The sequence below is a fragment of the Marinibacterium profundimaris genome (assembly GCF_002210095.1).
GTDB lineage: Bacteria > Pseudomonadota > Alphaproteobacteria > Rhodobacterales > Rhodobacteraceae > Marinibacterium > Marinibacterium profundimaris.
The window spans coordinates 1-20029 of sequence record NZ_AQQR01000032.1 but is presented as its reverse complement, the minus strand read 5'-3'; the positions used below and the strand labels follow the sequence as shown (position 1 = coordinate 20029).

The window sequence follows — 20029 nt, the reverse complement described above, 5'->3', positions numbered from 1 at the left end:
AATGGATGTCCGAGAGATCTGAATAGGCGGGAGCTCGCACGCTCCGCTATCCAGGCGGGACGGCCTTGGAACTGCTGCCGCAGCTCATGGTCGTGGAGCCTGTCGTCCGAACGACAAGAACGCGCGATGAAGTTTGGGCGTGCCGAAGTTGCCCGGCCTCCGGCACGCCCCGATGAAACGCAGCCGCATGCGCGGCCACGCGGCCGGCGAAATCTCGAGCCGGCCTGGTGGGCTCCGAGCGGCTTCGCCGCCATCCCCACCACCGCGCTCGATCCGGCCCACAGTCCGGCGTCTCCCGCGGTCCCCGCGCTTATCGGGTCCGGGTCCCCATCAATGGCCGACGGGCCGCTACTAGACGTCGGCGGCCTCTGCCGGTGTGATCTCGGTGATGGTCTGGAACTCGCCGAGGAACTCGGGATGGTTCTGCGCCAGATAGTGCGCGACCCGCGCATTCCCGAGCAGCTTGCGGACATAGCCTTTAATCACGGTCAGGTGCAGATGATCCTGGCCGTATGTGTCCTGGATGGAGGCGATCCCCTCCTGCAGGCGGGCGAGTTCCTGCTCCATTCTCGCCATCGCCTCGGGCGTGATCCCCTTGACCTTCTTTTGCTTGGACGAGTCGACCAACTGCGCCTGCGGCGTTCCCGCGAGGATCGCGTTCACATAGGCGACGGAATAGTTGTTTGCGTTGACCAGCAGCTCGGCCGCCTCGATCTGGCGAATTGTCTTCATCTTGCGCAGTGTCTCGAAGACCGCATTGGTGCAGGGCTTGTCCTTCAGGATCGCGCCCGCTTCCTCGCAGATGCCATCGAGCAGGCGGGCCTTGCGCCGGATGCTGCTCATGTTGAGGTCGAGCGCGAGTGCGATCTTCTCTTCCGGCACGCCGCGTTCGATCGCCTTGCGGATCATCCTGTGCTCCTGGATCGGCGCGAGGCGGCTGACCTGCCGGTTGTAGGTGAACGCCTCGTCGTCGGTGGAGACGAGGCATTCCACCTCCTGGGCGTCGGCGTCCTTCAGGGCCTCGATCCGCAGATGGCCGTCGAGCAGCAACCAGGTCGCGGACTTGTCGGGGTTTCGAACGACGACGGGCGGCTCGACGATTCCGATCTGAGCGATGGAGGCCACGATCTGCCGATACTTTCGGCTCGACTTCGCGTTCTTGCCGAGGGTCCGTAACGGCAGGATCGCGTCGATGGGGAGAGTCACGCAGTCGTCCTCGAACCCGAGGTTGACGCCGGGCGGAGGCTGGTGCTCATCACGTTTCATGCTGGAGCCCCGTCCGTGACCGCGCGGGCGAGATCGGCGGGCATCGACTCGAGACCCTCGGCCCGCAGCAGCGTCATGAAGTGCGCGTCCGCGCAGAGCTTTCGGAAGGCTTCGCGCACGAACATCAGTCGACCCTGTGTCAGCTCTGCCTTCTTGATCAGCAGCTTCTGGCGAGTGGCTTCCTGCTGATAGGCGCGAACGAGGCCTTCGCTGGTCAGCGCCCGCTTCCCCACACGGCGACCGAGCGGATTGCTCTTGATCTGCGGGCCGCGCAATTCTCGCTGCTGGATCAGGCGTCGCACGAGCGCCAGCTTCCGGCCGCGTAGCTTGTTCTGCGTGTAGGCGTCCATTAGCGCTTTCTGCGCGCCCTTCGCATCCGTCTTGGAAATCTGGATGGCGAGGTTCAGCGGCAGGAGCCCCGACTCGACTGCGGCGACCAGGCGCTCTTCGCCCTTCTCCAGCAACCCAGCGATCATGTTCACATACTCGGTGGACACGCCGATCTTCTCGCCGATCTGGCGGTCGTTGTAGCCGCGCTGGCGGAGCGCGCCGATCTCGCGCATCAGGTCGATGGGGTTGTGCTGGCGCCGCGCACAGTTCTCGACGAGGCTCATGACGAGGCAGTCGCTCTCGTCGGCCTCGATCACGATGGCCGGGATGCGCTCCTGCTTGAGTTCCATGAAGGCCTCGAGGCGGCCCTGACCGCAGACGAGGTCGTATTCCTGCGGGGCGGTCCCGGCACGCGGCGCCACGGTGATCGGCCGCTTCAGGCCGATGCGGGCGATGTTCTCCACCATCGCCTCGAAAGTGCGCCGGTTGCGGACGCGGGGGTTGAGGATCCGGATCCTGTCGGTCGGGATCAGGGTCACCTGCTTCGGGCTGGTCTGCTCAATATCGTCGGGCATCACGCCACCTCCGCGATCCTGGCCCGCGAGGCGAGCGCGTAGAAGAAATCGAGCGTGTCGAACCGGTACGCATCGAGCGCGAGGCCGTTCTGCTCGGCGAATTTCAGTTTCCCGAGGGTCATGTCGATGCTGGGCAGCACGTAATAGTCGCGCGGCGTCTCGTTCACCTCGTCCATGCGAACAGCGATGGTAATGTCGGGCACTAGGCCAGTGTCGAGGCGGATGCGCCAGCGCAGCGACCCGGCGGCCGTCGCCGTGCAGCGGGCCAGCACGATGGACACCGTGAACTCGCCGTTGACGCGCACCAGGTCGGTGTCGGGGTCCTGCACGGCCGACCCGCCGTGCCGGGCGATGCCGGCGATGATCTCGGCCACGACCTGCGGATGCGCCTGCCGTAGGGTCCGGTTGATCTCGATGTAGCCGCAGTCGCGATCTGGTTCGTAACCGATCAACCGGTAGGCGCGCAGGAGGCTGCCGAAGCGGCTGCGATAGGCGCTGGAGGACGGCAGGTCGTCCTCCTCGTCGATGATCAGGCCCGACAACATGCCCTGTCGCTGAAGGATCGCGCGCAAAGCATCGAGCAGTTCCTCGTCCGAGAAATGCCGGCTGCGGGCATCCACGATTTCCCGTGCACGCAGGAAGAGCGCCTGATCGACGATCGCCGGAAACGCGCCCTCTGCCCGGATCCACATCTCGCGCGGGTTCACCACGCGGCGTTGCTTCAGCTTGAACGACACCTTCGAGAAGACATTGTTCCCGATGTATTTTTCGTTGGTCAGAACCTGATGGACGGTCGCTCGCGTCCATTGCCGGTTCAGATCGGTGCGGTATCCCTCGGCGTTCAGGGCCTCCGCGATCTGGCGCTCGGTCCGCCCCTCGTTCACGAACATCTCCTACATGCGCTGGACGACCCTCTGTTCCTCCTTGGGGCCGGGGACCAGGATCACGCGGTCGGTCTGCAGGCTTTTCTGCTCGCCGCGCGACAGTTCGCCATTCGGGTTGCCGTGCTCGTCGATCAGCACCCGCCGCAGCCCGTATCCGGCCGCGCCGCCCTGGCGATAGCCAAGCTCCACGAGGCGGCATTGCCCGGCGAAGACCTTCACCGAGAGTTCGCGACTGTATTCGCCGGCCATTACCCGCTTGACGGTCTTCAGAAGGTTCGAGCCGATGCTGCCGTCGTTCTCGAACTGCTCGCCGCAGTAATGGACCCGGATGCCGGCGCGGGAGCAGACATGCTCGTGATAGGCGCCTTCGTCGGCATCCTGAAATCGGCCCCAGCGACTGACGTCATAGACGAGGATTGCCTTGAAGTCGGCTTGGCCGGATTGGACCTCGGCCATCAGGTTCTGCAATGCCTCGCGGCCGTCGAGCCGCAGCCCGGAACGCCCTGAGTCCTCGAACACGCGCTGGATCTGCAGGCCGCGGGCGGCGGCGTAGCTGCGGAGGACGTCGAGCTGGTTCTCGGTCGAGTATTTCTGGTGATCGGTCGACATCCGGACATATGCGACTGCCGGAACGTGCTGTTCTGCCGCCGCGCTACCGTCCTCGCTGTTCGCCCGGCCGCTTCTCACACGTGCATCTCCCCATCACCGCCAACGACGCCAGCACCGCTGTGCGGGATGCTCGGCAATATCGTCGAACACAGGAGACACTCGAGCGTTCGAAAAGGCGATCTTCGATAAGGGCAGGTCCTTTCCCAGACCGCCATGCAGCCGTTGCACCCGTTGGGTGGCGCGGGGCGCAGATTCGAAAAACATGGTCGTCACCGTCCAATAGAGACCTGCTTGGCCAGACGAGGTCGGGGCGTCGTCTCGGGCGCAAAGCAGATTCTCCCGTTTTCATGGCTCTCCAAAGATTTAACGGAGAGAAACATGAAGTTGCGGGTGAAGATGGGCACAGTTGTGCCGAAGATGGGCACAGTTTTGCACCTGGACGGCATTCCCGGCGACTATCGCGCTGCGATAGCTTTGGCTTTGCATTCGGAACTCGGCTCGACTCATCGGGCGATCAAGACCGCGATGCGGTGGACGGGAGCCAGCGAGAGAACCGTGAAGTACTGGTTCGCGGGTGAGCGCGGGCCGACCGGCGAGCACCTGATTTCGCTCGCGCGGCATTCCGACGCCATCGTGCTGGTGCTCCTGGCGCTGGCGGAGCGGTGGATCAAGGACGACGACTAGGACGACGCGCCATCGCTAGGGCGGAGCCACCGTCTTGTCATGTGTTCGTTTTTGGTTATCTTGAAGACAGAACGAGGAGATCGGCCGCCATGCCGCGCACCACAACGATGACCGTACGCGTGAGCGGCGCTCTTAGCGAGTTCGTCGCGACGAACGTTGGCGAGGGCGGCGCCTATGAGAACGTCAGTGAGTACATCCGCGACCTGACCCGCCGCGACAAGGAGCGCGCGGAGCGCGAAGCCTTCGATCGGCTGAAGGCGGAACTGAACCGGGCCTTCGCTGCGCCCGAGGAGAGCTACACGCCTATGACCGCCGCCGAGGTGATCGCTCGAAACCGGCGGGCCTGAGCCCATGGCGATCCGGGTCCAGGAAGCGGCCTCGGTGCGTATCGACGAGATCTACCGCTACACCCGCGACCAGTGGGGCGAAGCGCAGGCCGAAACGTACATCACCGGGCTGTTCGACGCCTTCGAGAAGATCGAAAGCCGCGGGGTGATGTCTAGGCCTGTGCCGGCCGAGTTCGGAGTAGAGGGATATTTCTTCCGCTACGAGCGGCATTTCGTGTACTGGAGACCCCGGTGTCAGACGGATTCGAACCAGTCTCCACAAGGACAGTAGCACTGCCCCTTATCCCGCGCAGAGACCGCGCCGCCGCTCTCGCCGAGTGGCGCGGTCTCTGCGCGGCCTAAGGGACAGCCATCCTGCCCTTGTTAGAGACGAGTTCGAATTCGTCTGCCCGCACCGGGCGTCAGGGTGCCAACTGCCCCATCGCCACCTGCAGGCGCGCCGAATTGCACATGCAGCGCTTGGCATATTCCACCTTGCGGATCGCCTGCATGTCATAGGCCACGGCGATTTCGCAGGCTTCGCGCGCGGCGCCCGCAACCTCGAAGGCCGGCGTGTTCTGTCCGTTGGACCGGAACGCCGAGAACTGGGTCCGTGCCGTCGCGAGATAGTTGCGCAGATCGCCCTGCAGCTCTTCGCCAATGGATTGCCGCGTGATCGCGATCTGGCGGAAGCTGCGGCAGGCGGCCAGCATCTGGTCGAGCGTCACGTTTACCCGCCGGTTCGCCCGCTCGGGCGTCGAGACCGAGATCAGCAGATCCGCCTCGCCCCGGCTTTCCACCTGGCCGATCCGGTCGACCTGCACGCCCAGCCGCACCAGCTCGGCGGCGACCGCGTTGGCCCGGCGCTGGCCCAACCCGAGGTTGTAGCCGTTGGTGCCGACCGCATCGGTATAACCGACCACGGCGGTGGGTTTGTAGCTGTCGATGGTCTTCAACTCTTCGGCGATCTCGGCGATATGCGCCAGCGCCTCGGCGTCAAGGGCGGAACTGTCGAAATCGAAATTCACCGTGCCGATCACCTGGGCCTCAGCGGCAGTGATCACAATCAACGAAAATATGGCGAGAATCCATGTTCGAAGGTGTGCCATTTTTAACATCCCTGATTTCAATCGTTAATTCATGAAATTGCAGCCCCCGGCTGTGGCCGCAATCCGACAGGTTCTCCGCTTTCGGAAATGCCGCTTGTCACGGCGTTTTCCCATATGCTTCTCTAGTGTTAAGCTCAACCTAACCGAAAGCAACAGGAAACGCCATGTTACGAGTTCTCGCGCTTGCGGGCCTGAGTTTGTCAGCGACTTTCTGGTCCACCACCGCCTCTGCGTTAACCTTGCAGGACGTGATTTTCGCGGTTCTGGAAACCAATCCCGAGATCGAGGCAGCCGAAGCCAACAAGCAGGCGATCGAGTTTGAACTGGATCAGGCCCGGTCCTTCCAGATGCCTCGGTTCGAGGTCGAGGCCTGGGCCGGGTCGAGCTATGATGACGGCAGTACCACCAATGATCTCAGCGCCGCCGACGATCCGATCGGAGGATATCGACTGACGGGGCGGGTGTCGCAACTCATCTACGACGGGTTCCGGACCCGATCCGAGATCGAGCGTCAGGCCTGGCGTGTCGATGCCGCCGCGCTGCGGGTGCTGGAGCGGTCGGAATTTCTGTCGCTCGAGGCGATCCGGCTTTACGCCGACGTGGTGCGCTCGCGCGCGATGCTCGATCTGGCACGCAGCAATGTCACCTACCACCGCTCGGTCTATTCCCGGCTGGAGAATGCCTTTGGCACCGGGGCCATTCCGATCGGCGATGTGCAGCAGGCGCAGGAGAGGGTGCTCTTTGCCGAGGACACGCTGATCGATTTCGAACTCAGTGCATTGACCATCGAAAACGAGTTCCTCCAGATCGTGGCGCTTCAGCCCGACAACATGGGCAACGTGCCCAGCATCTCGTCGCAGGTGCATGGATCGCTGGACCAGGCGCTGGCCGTGGCGCGGCGGTACAATCCCACGATCCTGTTCTCGCAGGCCGATGTCGGGTCCGCCCAGGCACGCTGGCGCGCGGCCGAGGCCAATCGCGGGCCCACCGTGCATCTCGAGGCCGAGGTGACCACCGGCGAGGATGTGAACGGCTTCGAGGGCGGTGTCTTTGACGGCGAGGTCGGCGTGGTGCTGCGCTATGAACTGCAGGGCGACCGAAAGCGCGCCCGGCGGCAGGAACAGATCCGCCGCGCCAGCGAGGCCTCGGCCACGCTGCTGCACCAGACCCGGCTGGTCGAACGCGAGGTCCGCGACACATGGGCCGACTGGCAGACCGCGCAGCGCCGCGTGTCCACGCTGAGCCGGCAGGCCGATCTCTCGCGCGAATTGCGCACCACCTACGAAGAGGAATACCAGGTCGGCTCGCGCTCGCTGCTGGACATCCTCAACACCCAGAACGCCCTGTTCCAGGCCGAGGTCAACCTGATCAACGCCCGCTCGCTCGAGGTCTATATCCGCTATCGCCTTCTGGCGGCGACGGGTACTCTGTTGTCGACGATGGGAATCGAGCCGCCCGAAGATGCGCGGACCTATGCCCGCCAGCACATGAAGGCGCTCGAGGTCGGATCGGCGTACGAGCCCAAGCGGTTCGATGCGCGCACCTTCTCCGACTGGCGCCGCTCGGTCGACTGACGGCGGACAGACGGTGGACAAGCAGGGCCGCGCTTTCGCAGGCCGGTCCGGACAGGAGACGGTCGTGAACGACGGCAGCGCCGCCAGATCGCAGGCCCGCCGGTTGCAGGTGAAACGCACGGGCGCGCGTCCGGGGCCGGAGTGGAACTTTGATCCCGGCTCCGCCGATCCGCTGCTGCGCGCCCTGTCCGCCGCGATGCACGAGCTGGGGCGCGATATCGCCCCCCGGTCCCTGATCGCGGGCCTTGCCCTGCCGGCCGATGGCCGGTTGACCCCGCAGCTGGCGCTGCAGGCGGCCGAGCTGCAGGGGGTCCGCGCCCGCCTGTCGCGCCGCGCTTTGCGCGATCTGCCCGAGGCGCTGTTGCCTGCGGTTCTGTTCCTGAAGGGCCGCGAGGCCTGCGTGCTGCTGGAGCTGCAGGCCGACACCGCCCGCGTCATCTGGCCCGCACGCTCCGACGATCCGCTGACCCTGCCGCGCGCCGAACTGGACGAGGCCCATGTCGGCCACGCCCTCGTCCTGCGCCCCGAGGAGACACCGCTGGCCGCCCATGACGCGCCCGCACCGGGCCGCCACTGGTACTGGAGCGTCGCCGCGCGGTTCTGGCCGGAATATACGCAGGTGATCGTGGCCTCGGCGCTGGTCAATCTGCTGGCGCTGGCCACGCCGATCTTCACCATGACGGTCTATGACCGGGTGTTTCCCAATGCCGCGCTGGTGACACTGTGGTCGCTGGTGGTGGGGCTGGGCATCGCGCTGATCTTCGACAACCTGCTGAAATGGGTGCGCGCCGCCGTCACCGACCGCGTGGGCCGGCAGGTGGATCAGGCGGTATCGTCGACGATCTTCCGCCATGTCTCCAACCTGCGGCTGGAAAGCCAGACCATGCCCAGCGGAACGCTGGCCAACACGCTGAAGGATTACGAGCAGGTCCGCGATTTCTTCTCGTCCCAGACGCTGGCGACGCTGGTGGACCTGTGTTTCGCCGTGCTCTTCATCGCCGTGATCGCCTATATCGGCGGCCCGCTGGCGTTTCCGCCTGCCATTGCGTTCGGCGTCGTGCTGGTGGTGGGCGTGCTGGTGCTGCTGCCGCTGGGCCGGGCCTCCAACGCGGCGCGGCAGGCGCAGGGGACCAAGAACGCCGTCGCCGTCGAGACCCTGACCGAGCTGGAATCGCTGAAGGCCATATCGGGGCAGGGCCGCATGCAGACCCGGTGGGAGGCGCAGGTCGCCGAAAGCGCCCGCGCGCAGGAGCGCAGCCGCAAGATCGCCACCCATGCCACCACGATCACCGCGGTGGCGCAGCAATTCTCCTCGGTGGGCATAGTGGTGATCGGCGTCTACCTTGCACTCGAAGGCTCGATCACCATGGGCGCGGTGATCGCGGCGATGATCCTGTCGGGCCGGGCGCTGGCGCCGACGACGATGCTGGCCTCGCTCTTCGTGCGCGCCAATTTCGCCATGTCGACGATGCGCTCGCTGAACCAGATCCTCGCCATGCCCTCCGACGCCGGCCAGCGCAGTGGCGCGCTGAACGCGGCGCTGGATCAGGGGCGGCTGAGCCTCTCCGAGGTTTCGCTGCACTACCCGGTGTCGGAGCTGCCCGCGCTGAAGGAGATCAGCGCCGAGATCCCCGCCGGGGCGCGCGTCGGCGTGATCGGCCCGGTTGGCGCGGGCAAGACCAGTCTCGTGCGTGTCATGGCCGGGCTTTACGCGCCGACCGAGGGCAGCGTGCTGCTCGACGGGCTGAACATGGCGCAGCTCGACAGCGCGCGGGTGCGCGGCGCGGTGCAGCTGGTGCCACAGGAGGCGGTGCTGTTTTCCGGCACGCTGGCCGAGAACATCGCCTTCGGTGTGCCCATGGCCCGAAGCGAGGACATCCTGCGTGCCGCCCGCACTGCCGGGGTCGACCGCATCGCGGCGCATCATCCGGCGGGCTTTTCCATGCCGATCGCCGAGCGCGGCCGCAACCTGTCGGGCGGGCAGCGCCAGATGGTGGCGCTGGCGCGTGCGCTGCTGCAGAGGCCGCGCGTGCTGATCCTCGACGAGCCGACCAGCGCCATGGACATGCAGAGCGAGAAAGAGTTCATCCGCCGGCTCGCCGCCGCGCTGGACGAACACCCGATGACGCTGATCGTCTCGACCCACCGCATGGGGCTGCTGGACCTGGTCGACCGGCTGATCCTGCTCGACAATGGCGCGGTGCTGCGGGATGGCGATAAATCCGCCGTGCTGGCCAGCCTGCGCGATCCCGGTCGCGATCCGGAGCGTGAGGCCGGGACATGAGCACCGATTTCTGGGATCTCCGCGATTTCGCCACCGCCGGGCAGGGGGCCCGGATGGGCCGCAGTTCGCGTCTGCTGACGCTGATGCTGGTGGTGCTGGTGGCGCTGGTCGCCTGCGGCATCGGCTGGGCGCATTGGGCGCGGATCGAACAGGTGACGCGGGGCGAGGGCAGGGTGGTGCCCTCGGGCCGCGCACGGACGGTGGAAAACCTCGAAGGCGGCACGGTGCGCGAGATCCTCGTGCGCGAGGGCGACGCGGTGCGCGCGGGCGAGGTGCTGGTGCGGATCAGCGATGTGGGCGCCTCGGCCAACCTGGGCGAGCTGCGCGCGCAGCAGCAGGCCATGGCGGCGCGCAACCTGCGGCTGGAGGCCGAGGCGCGCGGCGATCAGGCGCTGGATTTCACCGGCACCGAGGTCGATCCGCAAAGCCCGCAGGCGCTGCGCGAGGCGGCGCTCTTCGTCTCGCGTCAGGCCTCCTATCAGGCGCAGCGGCAGGTGCTGGAGGCGCAGCTGGTGCAGCGGCAGGAGGAACTGGCCGAGATCGAGGCATCGCTGCCGCAGGTCGAGGAAACGCTGGCCCTTCTCGACGAGGAGATCGAGCTGCGCGCCTCCAGCGGCGTGGTCTCGCGCGCGCAGATCCTGCCGATCGAACGCGAGCGCGTGGTCAAGCGGCAGGAGCGCTCGACCCTGCTCAGCCGGCTGGCGCAGGGCCGTTCGGCCGAGGCCGAGGCGCAGGCGCGGCTGGCCGAGCTGGACCTGAACCGCCGCGCCGAGATCAGCTCCGAACGCTCGGACACGCTCAACGACAAGGCGGTGATCGACGAGAGCATCAAGCGCGCCAGAGATGTGGTCGCGCGCGCCAGCCTGCGCGCCCCGGTCGACGGGATCGTCTCGGTGCTCAACGTCAACACCATCGGCTCGGTGATTCAGCCGGGCGAGGAGGTGCTGCGCATCGTCCCCGACGAGGATCAGCTGCAGGTCGAGGCGCGGATTTCACCCAAGGACATCGCCTTCGTCCGTCCCGAGCTGCCGGCCAAGGTCAAGCTGACGGCCTTCGATTTCACCATCTACGGCGCGCTCGAGGGCGCGGTGCTGCGGGTCGGCGCGGATGCCGAACAGGACGAGGCGACGGGCGAGGTCTATTTCCCGGTGATCGTCGAGACCTTCGACGACACGCTGGAACATGACGGCCGCAGCTATCGCATCCTGCCCGGCATGGTCGCGCAGGTCGATATCATGACCGGCGAGCAGACGGTGCTGGACTACCTGCTCAAACCCTTCCGCAAGGCGCAATACGAGGCCCTGCGCGAACGCTGAGGCCCCGCCGGACGGCGGCTCAGATCACCGCCGATTGCTGCGTGTTGGCCGCGTCCTCGAAAATCACCTGCACCTGGTTGGCAAAGCCCGACCCGGTCTGCACCTCGGCCACCTGGCTGCCGTCCACGTTCAGCGCCCCGGTGCCGGTGTCATAGCTCACCCGGTCGGCGATGGCTTCGGTCCCCGACAATTGCACCAGCGACGACAGGTCGAGCTGGTCGGTCTCTCCGGCGGCCGAGGGCGAGCGGTAATCGGTGATCACGTCGCTGGCCAGCAGGTCGGTCATGGCAAAGATGTCGTCTCCGGCCCCGCCGGTCAGCGTATCGGCATCGGCCCCGCCCGAGAGCAGATCATCCCCGGCGCTGCCGGTGATCCGGTCCGCCCCCGCGCCGCCATCGACGCTGTAGCCTGCCGATCCGGCCGAGAGATCGACGATGTCGTCGCCCCCCAGCAGCGAGAAGCCCTCGACCTCGGCATAGGGCCGGGCGGAGGGATCCAGCACCACGCTATCCGCCGCATCGGTGCCAAGCGCGATGTCGTTGCCGCCCGGCGCGCCGGTCACGTCCGACAGCAGCGGATTGCCCAGCATCACCTGCCCGGTTTCGATCATCTGCATCGTGTTGATGTTCAGATCCGCCGTCGCCTGCGCCGTGGCCGGAACCCCTGCATCGTCGACCACATCATAGGTCAGCACCGGGTTGCCCACGTAGCCATCCGGCACCGTCACCCGCACCGCATCGGCCAGCAGCGTGACCGACACGTCGGGATCGTCGCTCGACGGGTTCTCCACCGTCAGATTGTCGCTGTCGGTCGCATTGGCCAGCAGCGTGGCGAAGTCGATGTCGAAGCTGGTCTCGGTGGTCGAGAAGCTCACCGGCCCGCTGATCTGCGGCTGATCGTTGAGATCGACGACAAAGGCCTGTGCCGGTGCGGTGCCGTGGTTGGTCGAGACCGTGATCTCTCCGCCAAAGCCGGCCGCGGCGGTGCCGGGCAGGGTGATCGACAGCGCCGCCACGGCGGCGGCGAAGGTGGCGATATCGGTGGTGCCACGGGTATAGGTCAGCGTCTGCCGGTTGGCATCGATCACCCCGGCCGAGGCCGTGGTGCCGGCGGGCAGGGGCGTGTCGAAGGTGATCACCACCTCCTCCAGCCATTCCGATTGCACCGCCTGCTGGTCGGTCACATCCGCGTCGATCCCGAACTCCACTACCAGCGGCGCGCCATCCTGCGCCAGCGCGATGGGCGTGGTGTTGGTCACCACCAGATCCAGCTCGCCCGCCACATCGATGGTGAAGGCGCCGGTCTCGTTGCCGTTCTCGTTGGTCTGCACGTTGAGCGTGCCGTTCAGCGGCGTGTCGTTGGTCGCGAAATCGGCCGGGAAGGTCACGGTCAGCGTGTCGAATTCGGCCTGTGTCCCGGTGAACACCAGATCTCCGCTGGCCGCCACGGGCGTGCCGCCGCCGACTGAATAGGTCGTGCCGTCGGGCACGCCGCTGATGGTGTAGGTCAGCTGGGTGACCACCTCGGACCCGTCGACATCCGCGACGTCGATGGTGAAATCCCCGGCCGGTGCGAAGCTGACCGCGTCGTCGGTCTCCTGCAGTTCCACGTCGGGATCATCCACCGTCACCACGAGGTCGGGCGACACGGTGACATCCAGCTCCAACGGCACCACCGCCGAGGCCTGCGTGTCCACGAAGGATCCGTTCAGCTCGGCATCCGAGGTGATCGCCACGGCGTTCAGCGCAACCTGCCCGCCGAAATCCTCTACCGGCACGAAGGTCACCGCGCCGGCCGGCGTGAACGGCCCGCTGCCGCCCGATTGCACGCCCGCAATGGTGACCATGCCATTGGCATCCGGGGTCAGGACATTGCCGTCGAGGTATATGCTGCCGGTCGCCGGGACCGAGACCTGGAACGAGATCGCCTCGTGCGGATCGGGTGTCGTGGCCGACAGCGTGATCGCATAGGGCTGCGGCTGGTCCTCGACGCCGGTCGCCGGATCGATCGAGGCGGTCAGCACCGGCACATCCGCATCCGGCCGCACCCGGATCGAGAAGGTCTGCGAACTGGCGGCCGTGTCGCTGTTGCCCAGCTCCAGCGTCGAGGCGCTGATCCTCAGCGGGATCGCGTCGGGCAGCGACGGGTCCAGCGCGTCGGGGGTGCGGGCGTGCTCGTCCCTCAGCTGCAGCGTGACCTGTTGATAGGCCCCGGCCGAGATGGTGTAGCTGCCATCGCCATTGTCGATGAACCCGGACCCCGAGGGGCCGGAGATCCGCAGGTAGGAAGGGACGTCGAAGATGGTGATCGACAGCGTCTCCGATCCGTCCTGGTCGGGGGTGTAGACGTCCAGCACATCGGCGAGCGTGAAGGCCTGATCCTCGACGATGGTGATGACCGGATCGCTGCCGCTGTCGTCGACATAGGGCAGGCCGGTGTCGGGGTCGGTCGTGCTGGTGTCGAAATCGAACACCGGCACATCGGCCACCGGAATGACCTGCAAGATCTTCTGCACCGTATTGGTCAGCTGCGAGCCGTCGATATCCTCGGAGGTCGCGCTGACCCGGATCGAGGTCAGCACGGCCAGGTGTTCGGTGGGAACCAGGCTGAGGCTGCCGATATCGTCGGGATCGACGAGGTAGGTCGTCACGCCATCCTGATCCACGGTGCCAGTCAGCGGCCCGTCCGGGCCGATCAGCTGGATGCCCGGATCGCCGCCGCCGATGACGATTTCCACATCGCCCACCAGCCGCTCGCCGCCGTCGATCCCCTCGATGCTGAGCCCGAGGTCATAGACCGTGTCCTCGTCGAAGACGTCGGCGCCGCCGAGGATGATGTCCGGCCCGTCGACCACCGGGTTGATGGTCAGATCAAAGGTCCCGGATCCGCTCTTGACCGTGTCGCAATCCACGTTGACCAGCCGCATCGCGTAGTCGAGCTCGGACAGATCGTCATAGGGATCATCCGGCCCCAGCGTCTCGTCGGGGTCGAAGGGGTTCACCGGGCTCGACTGATGCGGCGGAGGGGTGAAGAGGATGCTGCCTTCGGTCTGGGTCGGGTCAGAGGGGTCGACACCCAGCTTGGCGATGTCGATCACCCAGCGCCCCGAGGTCGGATCGGGCAGCACCGCGCCGCTGGGATCGCTGGACAGGGTCGCGCCGGGCGGCAGATCGATGGCCAGCGTGAAATCGCCATTCACCCCGTTGGGCAGCACCGCCAGATCGCCGATGCTGTCGTAGAAGCCCGGAACCGGGGTGATCTTCAGCTTCAGGGCGATCTCGGTATCCTCGTCTCCGCCGCCGATCAGCATGAGCTCGGGCAGGGGCAGGTCTTTCTCGGGCGGGCAGGGATCGGGGCCGGTGCCGGTCTGCGGCAGCACCACGACCGAGAAATCCTCGGACACCACCGCGCCGCCGGTCAGGCTGTCGAGATAGGCCAGGTTGTCCTCGACCGAATTGCCCGGCGGCAGGATGATCTCCTGGTCGTCCTCCAGCACGATCGTGTGCATCGTCATGTCGTAATAGGTGATCTCGGACACGTTGGTCGGCACGAAGCTCAGCGCCGACAGCTTGGCCGAAGTCACCAGATAGGTCTCGCCCGTCGCATCGATCGATTGCGCGCCCAGCAGGTCGACACGCGGATCGACGCCGGTGATCACGTGATAGAGCGTCTCGGACCCGTCGAACCCGTCGGGCGGGCGGGTGACGATTTCGGTCATCGTGCCGCCGGGCGGATCGGCGGCCTCGAAATCCTGCGCCGGATCGTCGGTGAAGCCGGTGCGCAGCACCTCGTCGGTCAGCCGCATGTTCAGCACGAAGGGCGCGGTGTCATAGCCGGCATAACCGTAGAGCCGGTTGTAGTTCTCGAGCCCGTCGATCACCTCGGATGGCCGATAGATCGCATCCACATCCGCCAGCGCGATGCCGCCCGCTGTGGTCGAGGGATCCTCGTTCTGCAGCACCTGCACCGGCGTGTCGGCCACCCCGGTGACATCGACCGTCACGGTGCCGGTGGCGACCAGCGTCTCGGAGGGGAGGATCGTCTCGTAATAGAGCACCCGCACGTCGAACTGCACCGTCTCGTTGCTGTCCTGCCCGGGCAGCACCCAGAGATTGGCCGCCTGTTCCGGCGTCAGCAGAACCTGTCCGGCGCTGAAGGTGATCTGCATGCCGCCCTGCGCCGGATCGCCATCGTAGAAGGTCGGCTGGCGACCGGCGGAATCCGGCTGCACGTTTTCCAGGATGATGTAGTTCAGGATCGCCTCGGGCGAGCCGGGCGAATTGGTCATGTTGTCGATGATATTGCCGTCGATCGACACCTGGACGGCGGTATCCTCCAGCGTCGCGGCACTTTCCGACGGATCGCCGCCATCGGCCACCGGCTGGATATAGAGCGGCTGGTTCAGCGGGGTGACCCGCGTGGTGCCGTCGTCCTCGGTGGTGACCACATCCACGTCCAGCGCCACGTTGCCGGCGGTATGGGTGGGGATGCCGCGGAATTCGATATCCAGCCATTCCCCGTTCTCGAGGCTCCAGCTGTTGAAGCCGGGGGGCGAATTCAGCTCGGTGATTAGCGCCGGGATCTTGGGGCCGGTCGGATCGTTGGGGTCGGTGACATAGACCGTGACCTCGGCCGGCACCTGCCGCAGCACCAGCGCGGTGATCTGTTCGGATCCGTCGGTGTCGGGGATCCTCACGTCCAGCGAGATGTTCCAGACGCCGTTGGCATCGTCGATGACCTGCTCGTTGCCGACCGGAATGGCCTGGATGATGGCAAAGTTGTTGACCGGGTCCACGTCCACATCCAACTCGGCATCGGCGCTGCGCGTCTGGGTGGTGGCGGTGTTGGTGTCGGTCAGGTCCAGCACCACGTGCAGATCGTCGCCAAAGAACGCCCCGGCCGCGCTATAGTCATCGCCGTCCTGCCGGTCGACGTCGTAATCCTCGTAGAGCGTCGGCTGCAGCAGGACCGCGCCTTCGAACTCCGTGACCCCGGGCACCAGCTCCAGCACCAGCTCGCCGGTGGTTTCGTCATAGGTCGCCTGATCGACCTTGGCCCATTCCGCATCCGAAATCGGCCCCGATCCGTCCAGCGTGTGGAACGCCGCGCGGTCGACCACGCCATTGCTGACGAAGGGCGCGATCCATTCCGTGGGCACGTTCCGGACCGTGATCGCAACCATCTGCTCCGATCCGTCCTTGTCGGGGGTATAGCCGCTCATCCCGACAAAGAACGCCGTCGCCCCGCCCGGGCTCGACCCGTCGGCGGTGGCCTCCAGCAGCGTCAGGATCTCGGCCCCGGCGATGGAGCCGTTGCGCACCGTCGCCTCGACCCGCGTGGGATCGCCATTGGCGTCGTCGGTATCCAGCACGAAGACCGAGGCCGTCAGATCGGCCTGACCCTGCGGGCTGACCGTCTTGACGAACTGGAAGGTCGCGCTGTTGAAATTGTCGCTCTGGTCCAGTTCCACATCGCCCGGCGAGGTCACCGGCGTCGTCGTCTCCTGCCAGTCGGCGGTGCCGTCCACCGTGATCACGCCGCTGAAATAGCGCGGCAGGATGATCTGCGCCGTGGCCAGCGCATCCGAGAATTCCTGCGTCGTCGCGCCATTGCCCGGCTCGAACCGGTAGGTGACGCTGTCGGCCGTCGATGACACCGCCGATGCCGCCACAAAGGACGCCACGGCCGGATCGCCCGACAGCAGCAGATCGGTCAGCGGGTCGAAATTGCTGCTCGCCGTGGCGATGGTAAATGTCAGTTCCACGGCCGAGAACACCTCGGATCCGTCGCTGTCCTCCAGCGCGATGCCGCCCAGCCCCAGGTCCATCACCAGGACGTCCGCGCGGTTCTCGTTCACCGTCTCGTCCGTGCCCGCGGGCGTCGCGCCATCGACGACCGCATCCACGTCCACATCCGTCCCGTCGCCGGCCGTCGCGGTATCGCTGGGCAGGCCGGTGGCGGTATCGACCGAGGTCACCGTCGCCACCAGATCGCCGCCCATCAGCGTTTCCACGTCGCGGTCATCGTCGGCCAGCGGCGTCACCCGAAGCGCCCCGTCGAACGCGGTCACCCCGGGCAGCAACGTGATCGTCAGCGTGGTGCCCGAGATCGTTGCGCCGGCCACATCCGCCGCGCCAGCCTCGAACAGCGCCAGGTCCACCGCGCCGCCGGTGCTGGCGACCCAGCCCGCCGGCAGGTTCTCGATCACGATCTGCGTCAGGCTCTCCGATCCGTCCCGGTCCGGCGTCTGCGCATCGATCAGCAGCAGGAAGCCCGCGTCTTCCTTGACCACGAACTGATCCGCCTCGGCGCCGGTCACCGCCGCCTCGTTGTCATCGACCGACAGCGTGATCGCCGGCTCAGCCACGGGCGTCACGTTCAGCACGAAGGCATCGCTGGTGCCTGCCGGGTCGCCCTCGTCGGTGATCACCGTCACGCTGATGTCGATCACGCCCGAGAAATGCTCGGGGAAGCTGGCCACGCCAAGGGCGGTCAGCTGCGCAGCAGTGCCGCTCCAGACTGCCTGCGGTCCGGTCAGCTGTGTGCCTTCGGTCAGCGTCGTCGGCCCGTTGGTCGGCAGCCCGTCGAAGGCCACGGTGATATCGGTGATCGTTTCGGACCCGTCGATATCCGTCACCGTCGCGGCGATATCCAGCGGAATGACCTCACCCAGATCCTCGATCACCGTGATATCGGCGACATCGATCCGCACATCCGCCTCCGAGCTTATCGTCACGATAAACTCGCGCGTCTCCACCCCGTCATCCGGCCCGCTGTCGGTCTCCCCGGCCAGGATCGACTCGTCGGTCCGCGCGGTCACGCTGCCGATCAGGTCGTCCACGGTCGAGAAATCATCCGGCAGTCGCACCTGCACCCGGTCGAATACCTGTTCGGTCAGCCCCGTCAGGCTCAGCGTGCCGCCCGTCGGCACCGCGATCCAGCTTTGCCCGTCATCGGTCGAATAGAATGCGCCGTCCGGCAGCCCGGCCAGCGTCACGTCGATACTGGCCACGGATTCCGAGCCATCCACGTCGGTCGCAACCGGATCCACCGCATCGCGCAGCGCAAAGATCATCGGGGCCGAGCTGGTCGCATCCTCGTCGCTGTCGTTCGGCGCATCATTCTCCCCCAGCACGATCGCGCCGGGCCCGTCCATGACGATATCGCCCTCGGCCCGCACCTCGACCGACAGCCGGCCGATCGCCCCGCCGTTTTCATCCGTCGCCGCCAGCACGAAGATATTCAGATTGCTCTGCGGGCTCTGGGTCGAGAAATCCGCAGGCAGTTCAAAGACAAGGTTGCCGTATTCCGCCTCGCTCAGCGACAGGATCCCGTTGGCGGGCAGATCCATGAAGCTCACGCCATCGAGCGAATAGCGCATCCCCTCCGGCGCCTGCGGCAGCACCACGCCAATCTGCTGGATGCTCTCGGATCCGTCCGCATCGGTGGCCTGCGGCAGCACGCTGTCGACGGGCCGGAACAGCACCAGGTCGTCTGTTTCGTCCAGCACCAGATCGGCGCCGTCGACCTCCACGTCGCCTTCGACCGCGATATGGATCGGAAAGGTCAGATCCTCGGTGTAGACATCGGTGCCGTCGCGGATCTCGACGCTCAGGTCGCCCGTGATCACATCGCCCGGATTGTCGGTGGAATAATCCGCCGGGAAGGTCACCGTCAGATCCTGCGGCGGCGGGAAATCCTGCGGATACACGTAGGTCAGCGTGAATGTCCCGGTCCCGTCCGCCGTGATCGTCCCGCCGTTCGATGTCGTCCCCGGGGGCAGCCCGGTCACCGTCAGGCTCCCCGATTCGACGAGTTCCCCCGGGTCGGTGTCGAGGATTTCGAGGTAATCCGAGAACCGGATCGTCACTGGCGCGTCGGTCTCCTGTTCGTCGATCGACTGCGCGATGATCGTGCCATCCGGCGTGGGTGTGATCACGATCTCCTGCGGCGTGACCTCGAACCCCTCGCGGGTCGTCACCAGGATCACCCCGGTCACCGTCCCGTTGTAATTCCCCGGCAGCGCCAGCGTCAGCGCCTCGGTTTCGGTCACGCTGCCGGTCCAGAGCGGGCCGACCAGCGTGCCGCCATTCACCGCCGCCCCCGTGGGCAACCCGCCGAAATAGATCCGCACCTGGGCGCCGAAAATGCTGGTGGGGTCCTCGGTCTCGGACCCGTCGGCGTCGTCGACGGTGATCTCGATCCCCAGGTCCACCGTTACACCCTGATCGCTGTCCTCGACCCCGTCATCCTCCGCGGCGGTGATCGTGTCGGGGGCCGCGAGGTCGATATCCTCCTCGAACCCGATATCCACCACGCGGCTGACCGTGGCCTGCCCGTCGTCCGGCAGATCGCTGGCCAGGTCCCGATCCTCGTCGCTTTCGGCGGTGAGCCGGAAGGTCAGCGGCAATTGCGTGTCGCCATTGCTCAGATCCGACCGGTTCGCGGTGGAAAAATCCCCGGCCAGCGTGATCTGGATGGACTGGTAGGCTGGCACCATGTCCGGCGCCGCCGGGTCCACGGTAAAGGTCGCCGTCACGCTCCCGTCCGCCGCGACCGTCGTGGACAGCGTCACATCCGGGCCGAAGACCGGGGTCGCATCCGGCGGCAGCCCCTCGACCACCAGCACCATCCGCGTGAAGCTTTCGGAGCCGTCGGCATCCGTGATCTCCGGGAACAGCAGCTCCGACGGGGTCAGCAGGGTGGGCCCGTCGGTCTCGTCCGGCACGGTGTCGGGCAGGCTGTCGTCGATGAACAGGTCGCCCTCGGGGGTGATCCGCAAGGTGACGGGGGCGGTCTGGCCGGTGGCATCCTCGGTCGAGGTGGCCGAGAGCGTGCCGGTGAGGACCAGCCCGTCGGCGCCGGGGCTTTCCGTTGAATAATCCGTGGGGAAGGTCAGCTGCAGGGCGTCGTATTGCGCGGCGGTGCCGGTGAAGGTCAGGCTGCCACCGGTGCTGGCGTCATAGGTCACCGTGCCGGCGGGCACGCCTGTGATCACAACGTCCGGGGGCAGGTCGTCCAGCGTCAGCGTGACGCTGTCGAGCTGCTCGCGCGGCAGGCCGGGGTCGGTGT

Annotated in this window: 10 protein-coding genes and 1 pseudogene; 6 read left to right on the top strand and 5 right to left on the bottom strand. The window is 66.4% G+C overall.

Annotated elements, in window-relative coordinates; translation table 11 throughout:
* Positions 1–351: 351 nt before the first annotated feature.
* The 3 genes and pseudogenes from ATO3_RS26975 to ATO3_RS26965 form a co-directional block, all read right to left on the bottom strand.
* Positions 352–1266, bottom strand: coding sequence for a plasmid partitioning protein RepB C-terminal domain-containing protein (locus tag ATO3_RS26975; RefSeq protein ID WP_088652882.1), 915 nt, complete (start codon positions 1264–1266; stop codon positions 352–354).
* Positions 1263–2171 (bottom strand): plasmid partitioning protein RepB C-terminal domain-containing protein, encoded by a 909-nt coding sequence (locus tag ATO3_RS26970; RefSeq protein WP_088652881.1) that lies wholly within the window; start codon positions 2169–2171, stop codon positions 1263–1265. The genes ATO3_RS26975 and ATO3_RS26970 overlap by 4 nt, the downstream gene beginning before the upstream one ends.
* Positions 2171–3742, bottom strand: a pseudogene (locus ATO3_RS26965) (recombinase family protein). The gene ATO3_RS26970 and the pseudogene ATO3_RS26965 overlap by 1 nt, the downstream one beginning before the upstream one ends.
* Before the next feature lie 300 nt (positions 3743–4042).
* On the opposite strand from ATO3_RS26965, the gene ATO3_RS26960 reads away from it, so the two are divergent.
* The 3 genes from ATO3_RS26960 to ATO3_RS26950 all read left to right on the top strand — a co-directional run bounded on the left by ATO3_RS26960 (position 4043) and on the right by ATO3_RS26950 (position 4966).
* Positions 4043–4348 carry a hypothetical protein gene (locus tag ATO3_RS26960; protein WP_088652880.1) on the top strand — a complete coding sequence of 102 codons (306 nt, stop codon included), beginning with the start codon at positions 4043–4045 and terminating at the stop codon, positions 4346–4348.
* 89 nt (positions 4349–4437) lie between these two features.
* The gene (locus tag ATO3_RS26955) at positions 4438–4695 is read left to right on the top strand and encodes a ribbon-helix-helix domain-containing protein (protein ID WP_088652879.1); all 258 of its coding nucleotides are present in this window, start codon (positions 4438–4440) and stop codon (positions 4693–4695) included.
* Between the two features lie 4 nt (positions 4696–4699).
* The gene (locus tag ATO3_RS26950) at positions 4700–4966 is read left to right on the top strand and encodes a type II toxin-antitoxin system RelE/ParE family toxin (protein WP_088652878.1); all 267 of its coding nucleotides are present in this window, start codon (positions 4700–4702) and stop codon (positions 4964–4966) included.
* 130 nt (positions 4967–5096) lie between these two features.
* Here ATO3_RS26950 and ATO3_RS26945 read toward each other — a convergent pair whose 3' ends face one another.
* Positions 5097–5783 (bottom strand): OmpA family protein, encoded by a 687-nt coding sequence (locus ATO3_RS26945; protein WP_088652877.1) that lies wholly within the window; start codon positions 5781–5783, stop codon positions 5097–5099.
* A 164-nt stretch (positions 5784–5947) separates the two neighbouring features.
* On the opposite strand from ATO3_RS26945, the gene ATO3_RS26940 reads away from it, so the two are divergent.
* The 3 genes from ATO3_RS26940 (at position 5948) to ATO3_RS26930 (ending at position 10957) form a co-directional block, all read left to right on the top strand.
* On the top strand, positions 5948–7357 hold the full coding sequence (locus ATO3_RS26940) for a TolC family protein (protein ID WP_088652876.1): 1410 nt from the start codon (positions 5948–5950) through the stop codon (positions 7355–7357).
* 64 nt (positions 7358–7421) lie between these two features.
* Positions 7422–9641, top strand: a complete 2220-nt coding sequence (locus tag ATO3_RS26935; RefSeq protein WP_233152342.1) for a type I secretion system permease/ATPase — start codon at positions 7422–7424, stop codon at positions 9639–9641.
* Positions 9638–10957 carry an HlyD family type I secretion periplasmic adaptor subunit gene (locus ATO3_RS26930; RefSeq protein ID WP_088652874.1) on the top strand — a complete coding sequence of 440 codons (1320 nt, stop codon included), beginning with the start codon at positions 9638–9640 and terminating at the stop codon, positions 10955–10957. Before ATO3_RS26935 ends, ATO3_RS26930 begins: the two co-directional genes overlap by 4 nt.
* Before the next feature lie 19 nt (positions 10958–10976).
* On the opposite strand, the gene ATO3_RS28925 is transcribed toward ATO3_RS26930, so the two are convergent.
* Positions 10977–19943, bottom strand: a complete 8967-nt coding sequence (locus ATO3_RS28925) for a hypothetical protein (RefSeq protein ID WP_233152341.1) — start codon at positions 19941–19943, stop codon at positions 10977–10979.
* Between the last annotated feature and the right edge of the window lie 86 nt (positions 19944–20029).

Excerpts from the sequence above, each read along its gene's own strand:
- ATO3_RS26930 (WP_088652874.1), top strand. The coding sequence starts at position 9,638 with ATGAGCACCGATTTCTGGGATCTCCGCGATTTCGCCACCGCCGGGCAG.
- ATO3_RS26950 (WP_088652878.1), top strand. The coding sequence starts at position 4,700 with ATGGCGATCCGGGTCCAGGAAGCGGCCTCGGTGCGTATCGACGAGATC.
- ATO3_RS26960 (WP_088652880.1), top strand. The coding sequence starts at position 4,043 with ATGAAGTTGCGGGTGAAGATGGGCACAGTTGTGCCGAAGATGGGCACA.
- ATO3_RS26970 (WP_088652881.1), bottom strand. The coding sequence starts at position 2,171 with ATGCCCGACGATATTGAGCAGACCAGCCCGAAGCAGGTGACCCTGATC.
- ATO3_RS26955 (WP_088652879.1), top strand. The coding sequence starts at position 4,438 with ATGCCGCGCACCACAACGATGACCGTACGCGTGAGCGGCGCTCTTAGC.
- ATO3_RS26945 (WP_088652877.1), bottom strand. The coding sequence starts at position 5,783 with ATGGCACACCTTCGAACATGGATTCTCGCCATATTTTCGTTGATTGTG.
- ATO3_RS26940 (WP_088652876.1), top strand. The coding sequence starts at position 5,948 with ATGTTACGAGTTCTCGCGCTTGCGGGCCTGAGTTTGTCAGCGACTTTC.
- ATO3_RS26975 (WP_088652882.1), bottom strand. The coding sequence starts at position 1,266 with ATGAAACGTGATGAGCACCAGCCTCCGCCCGGCGTCAACCTCGGGTTC.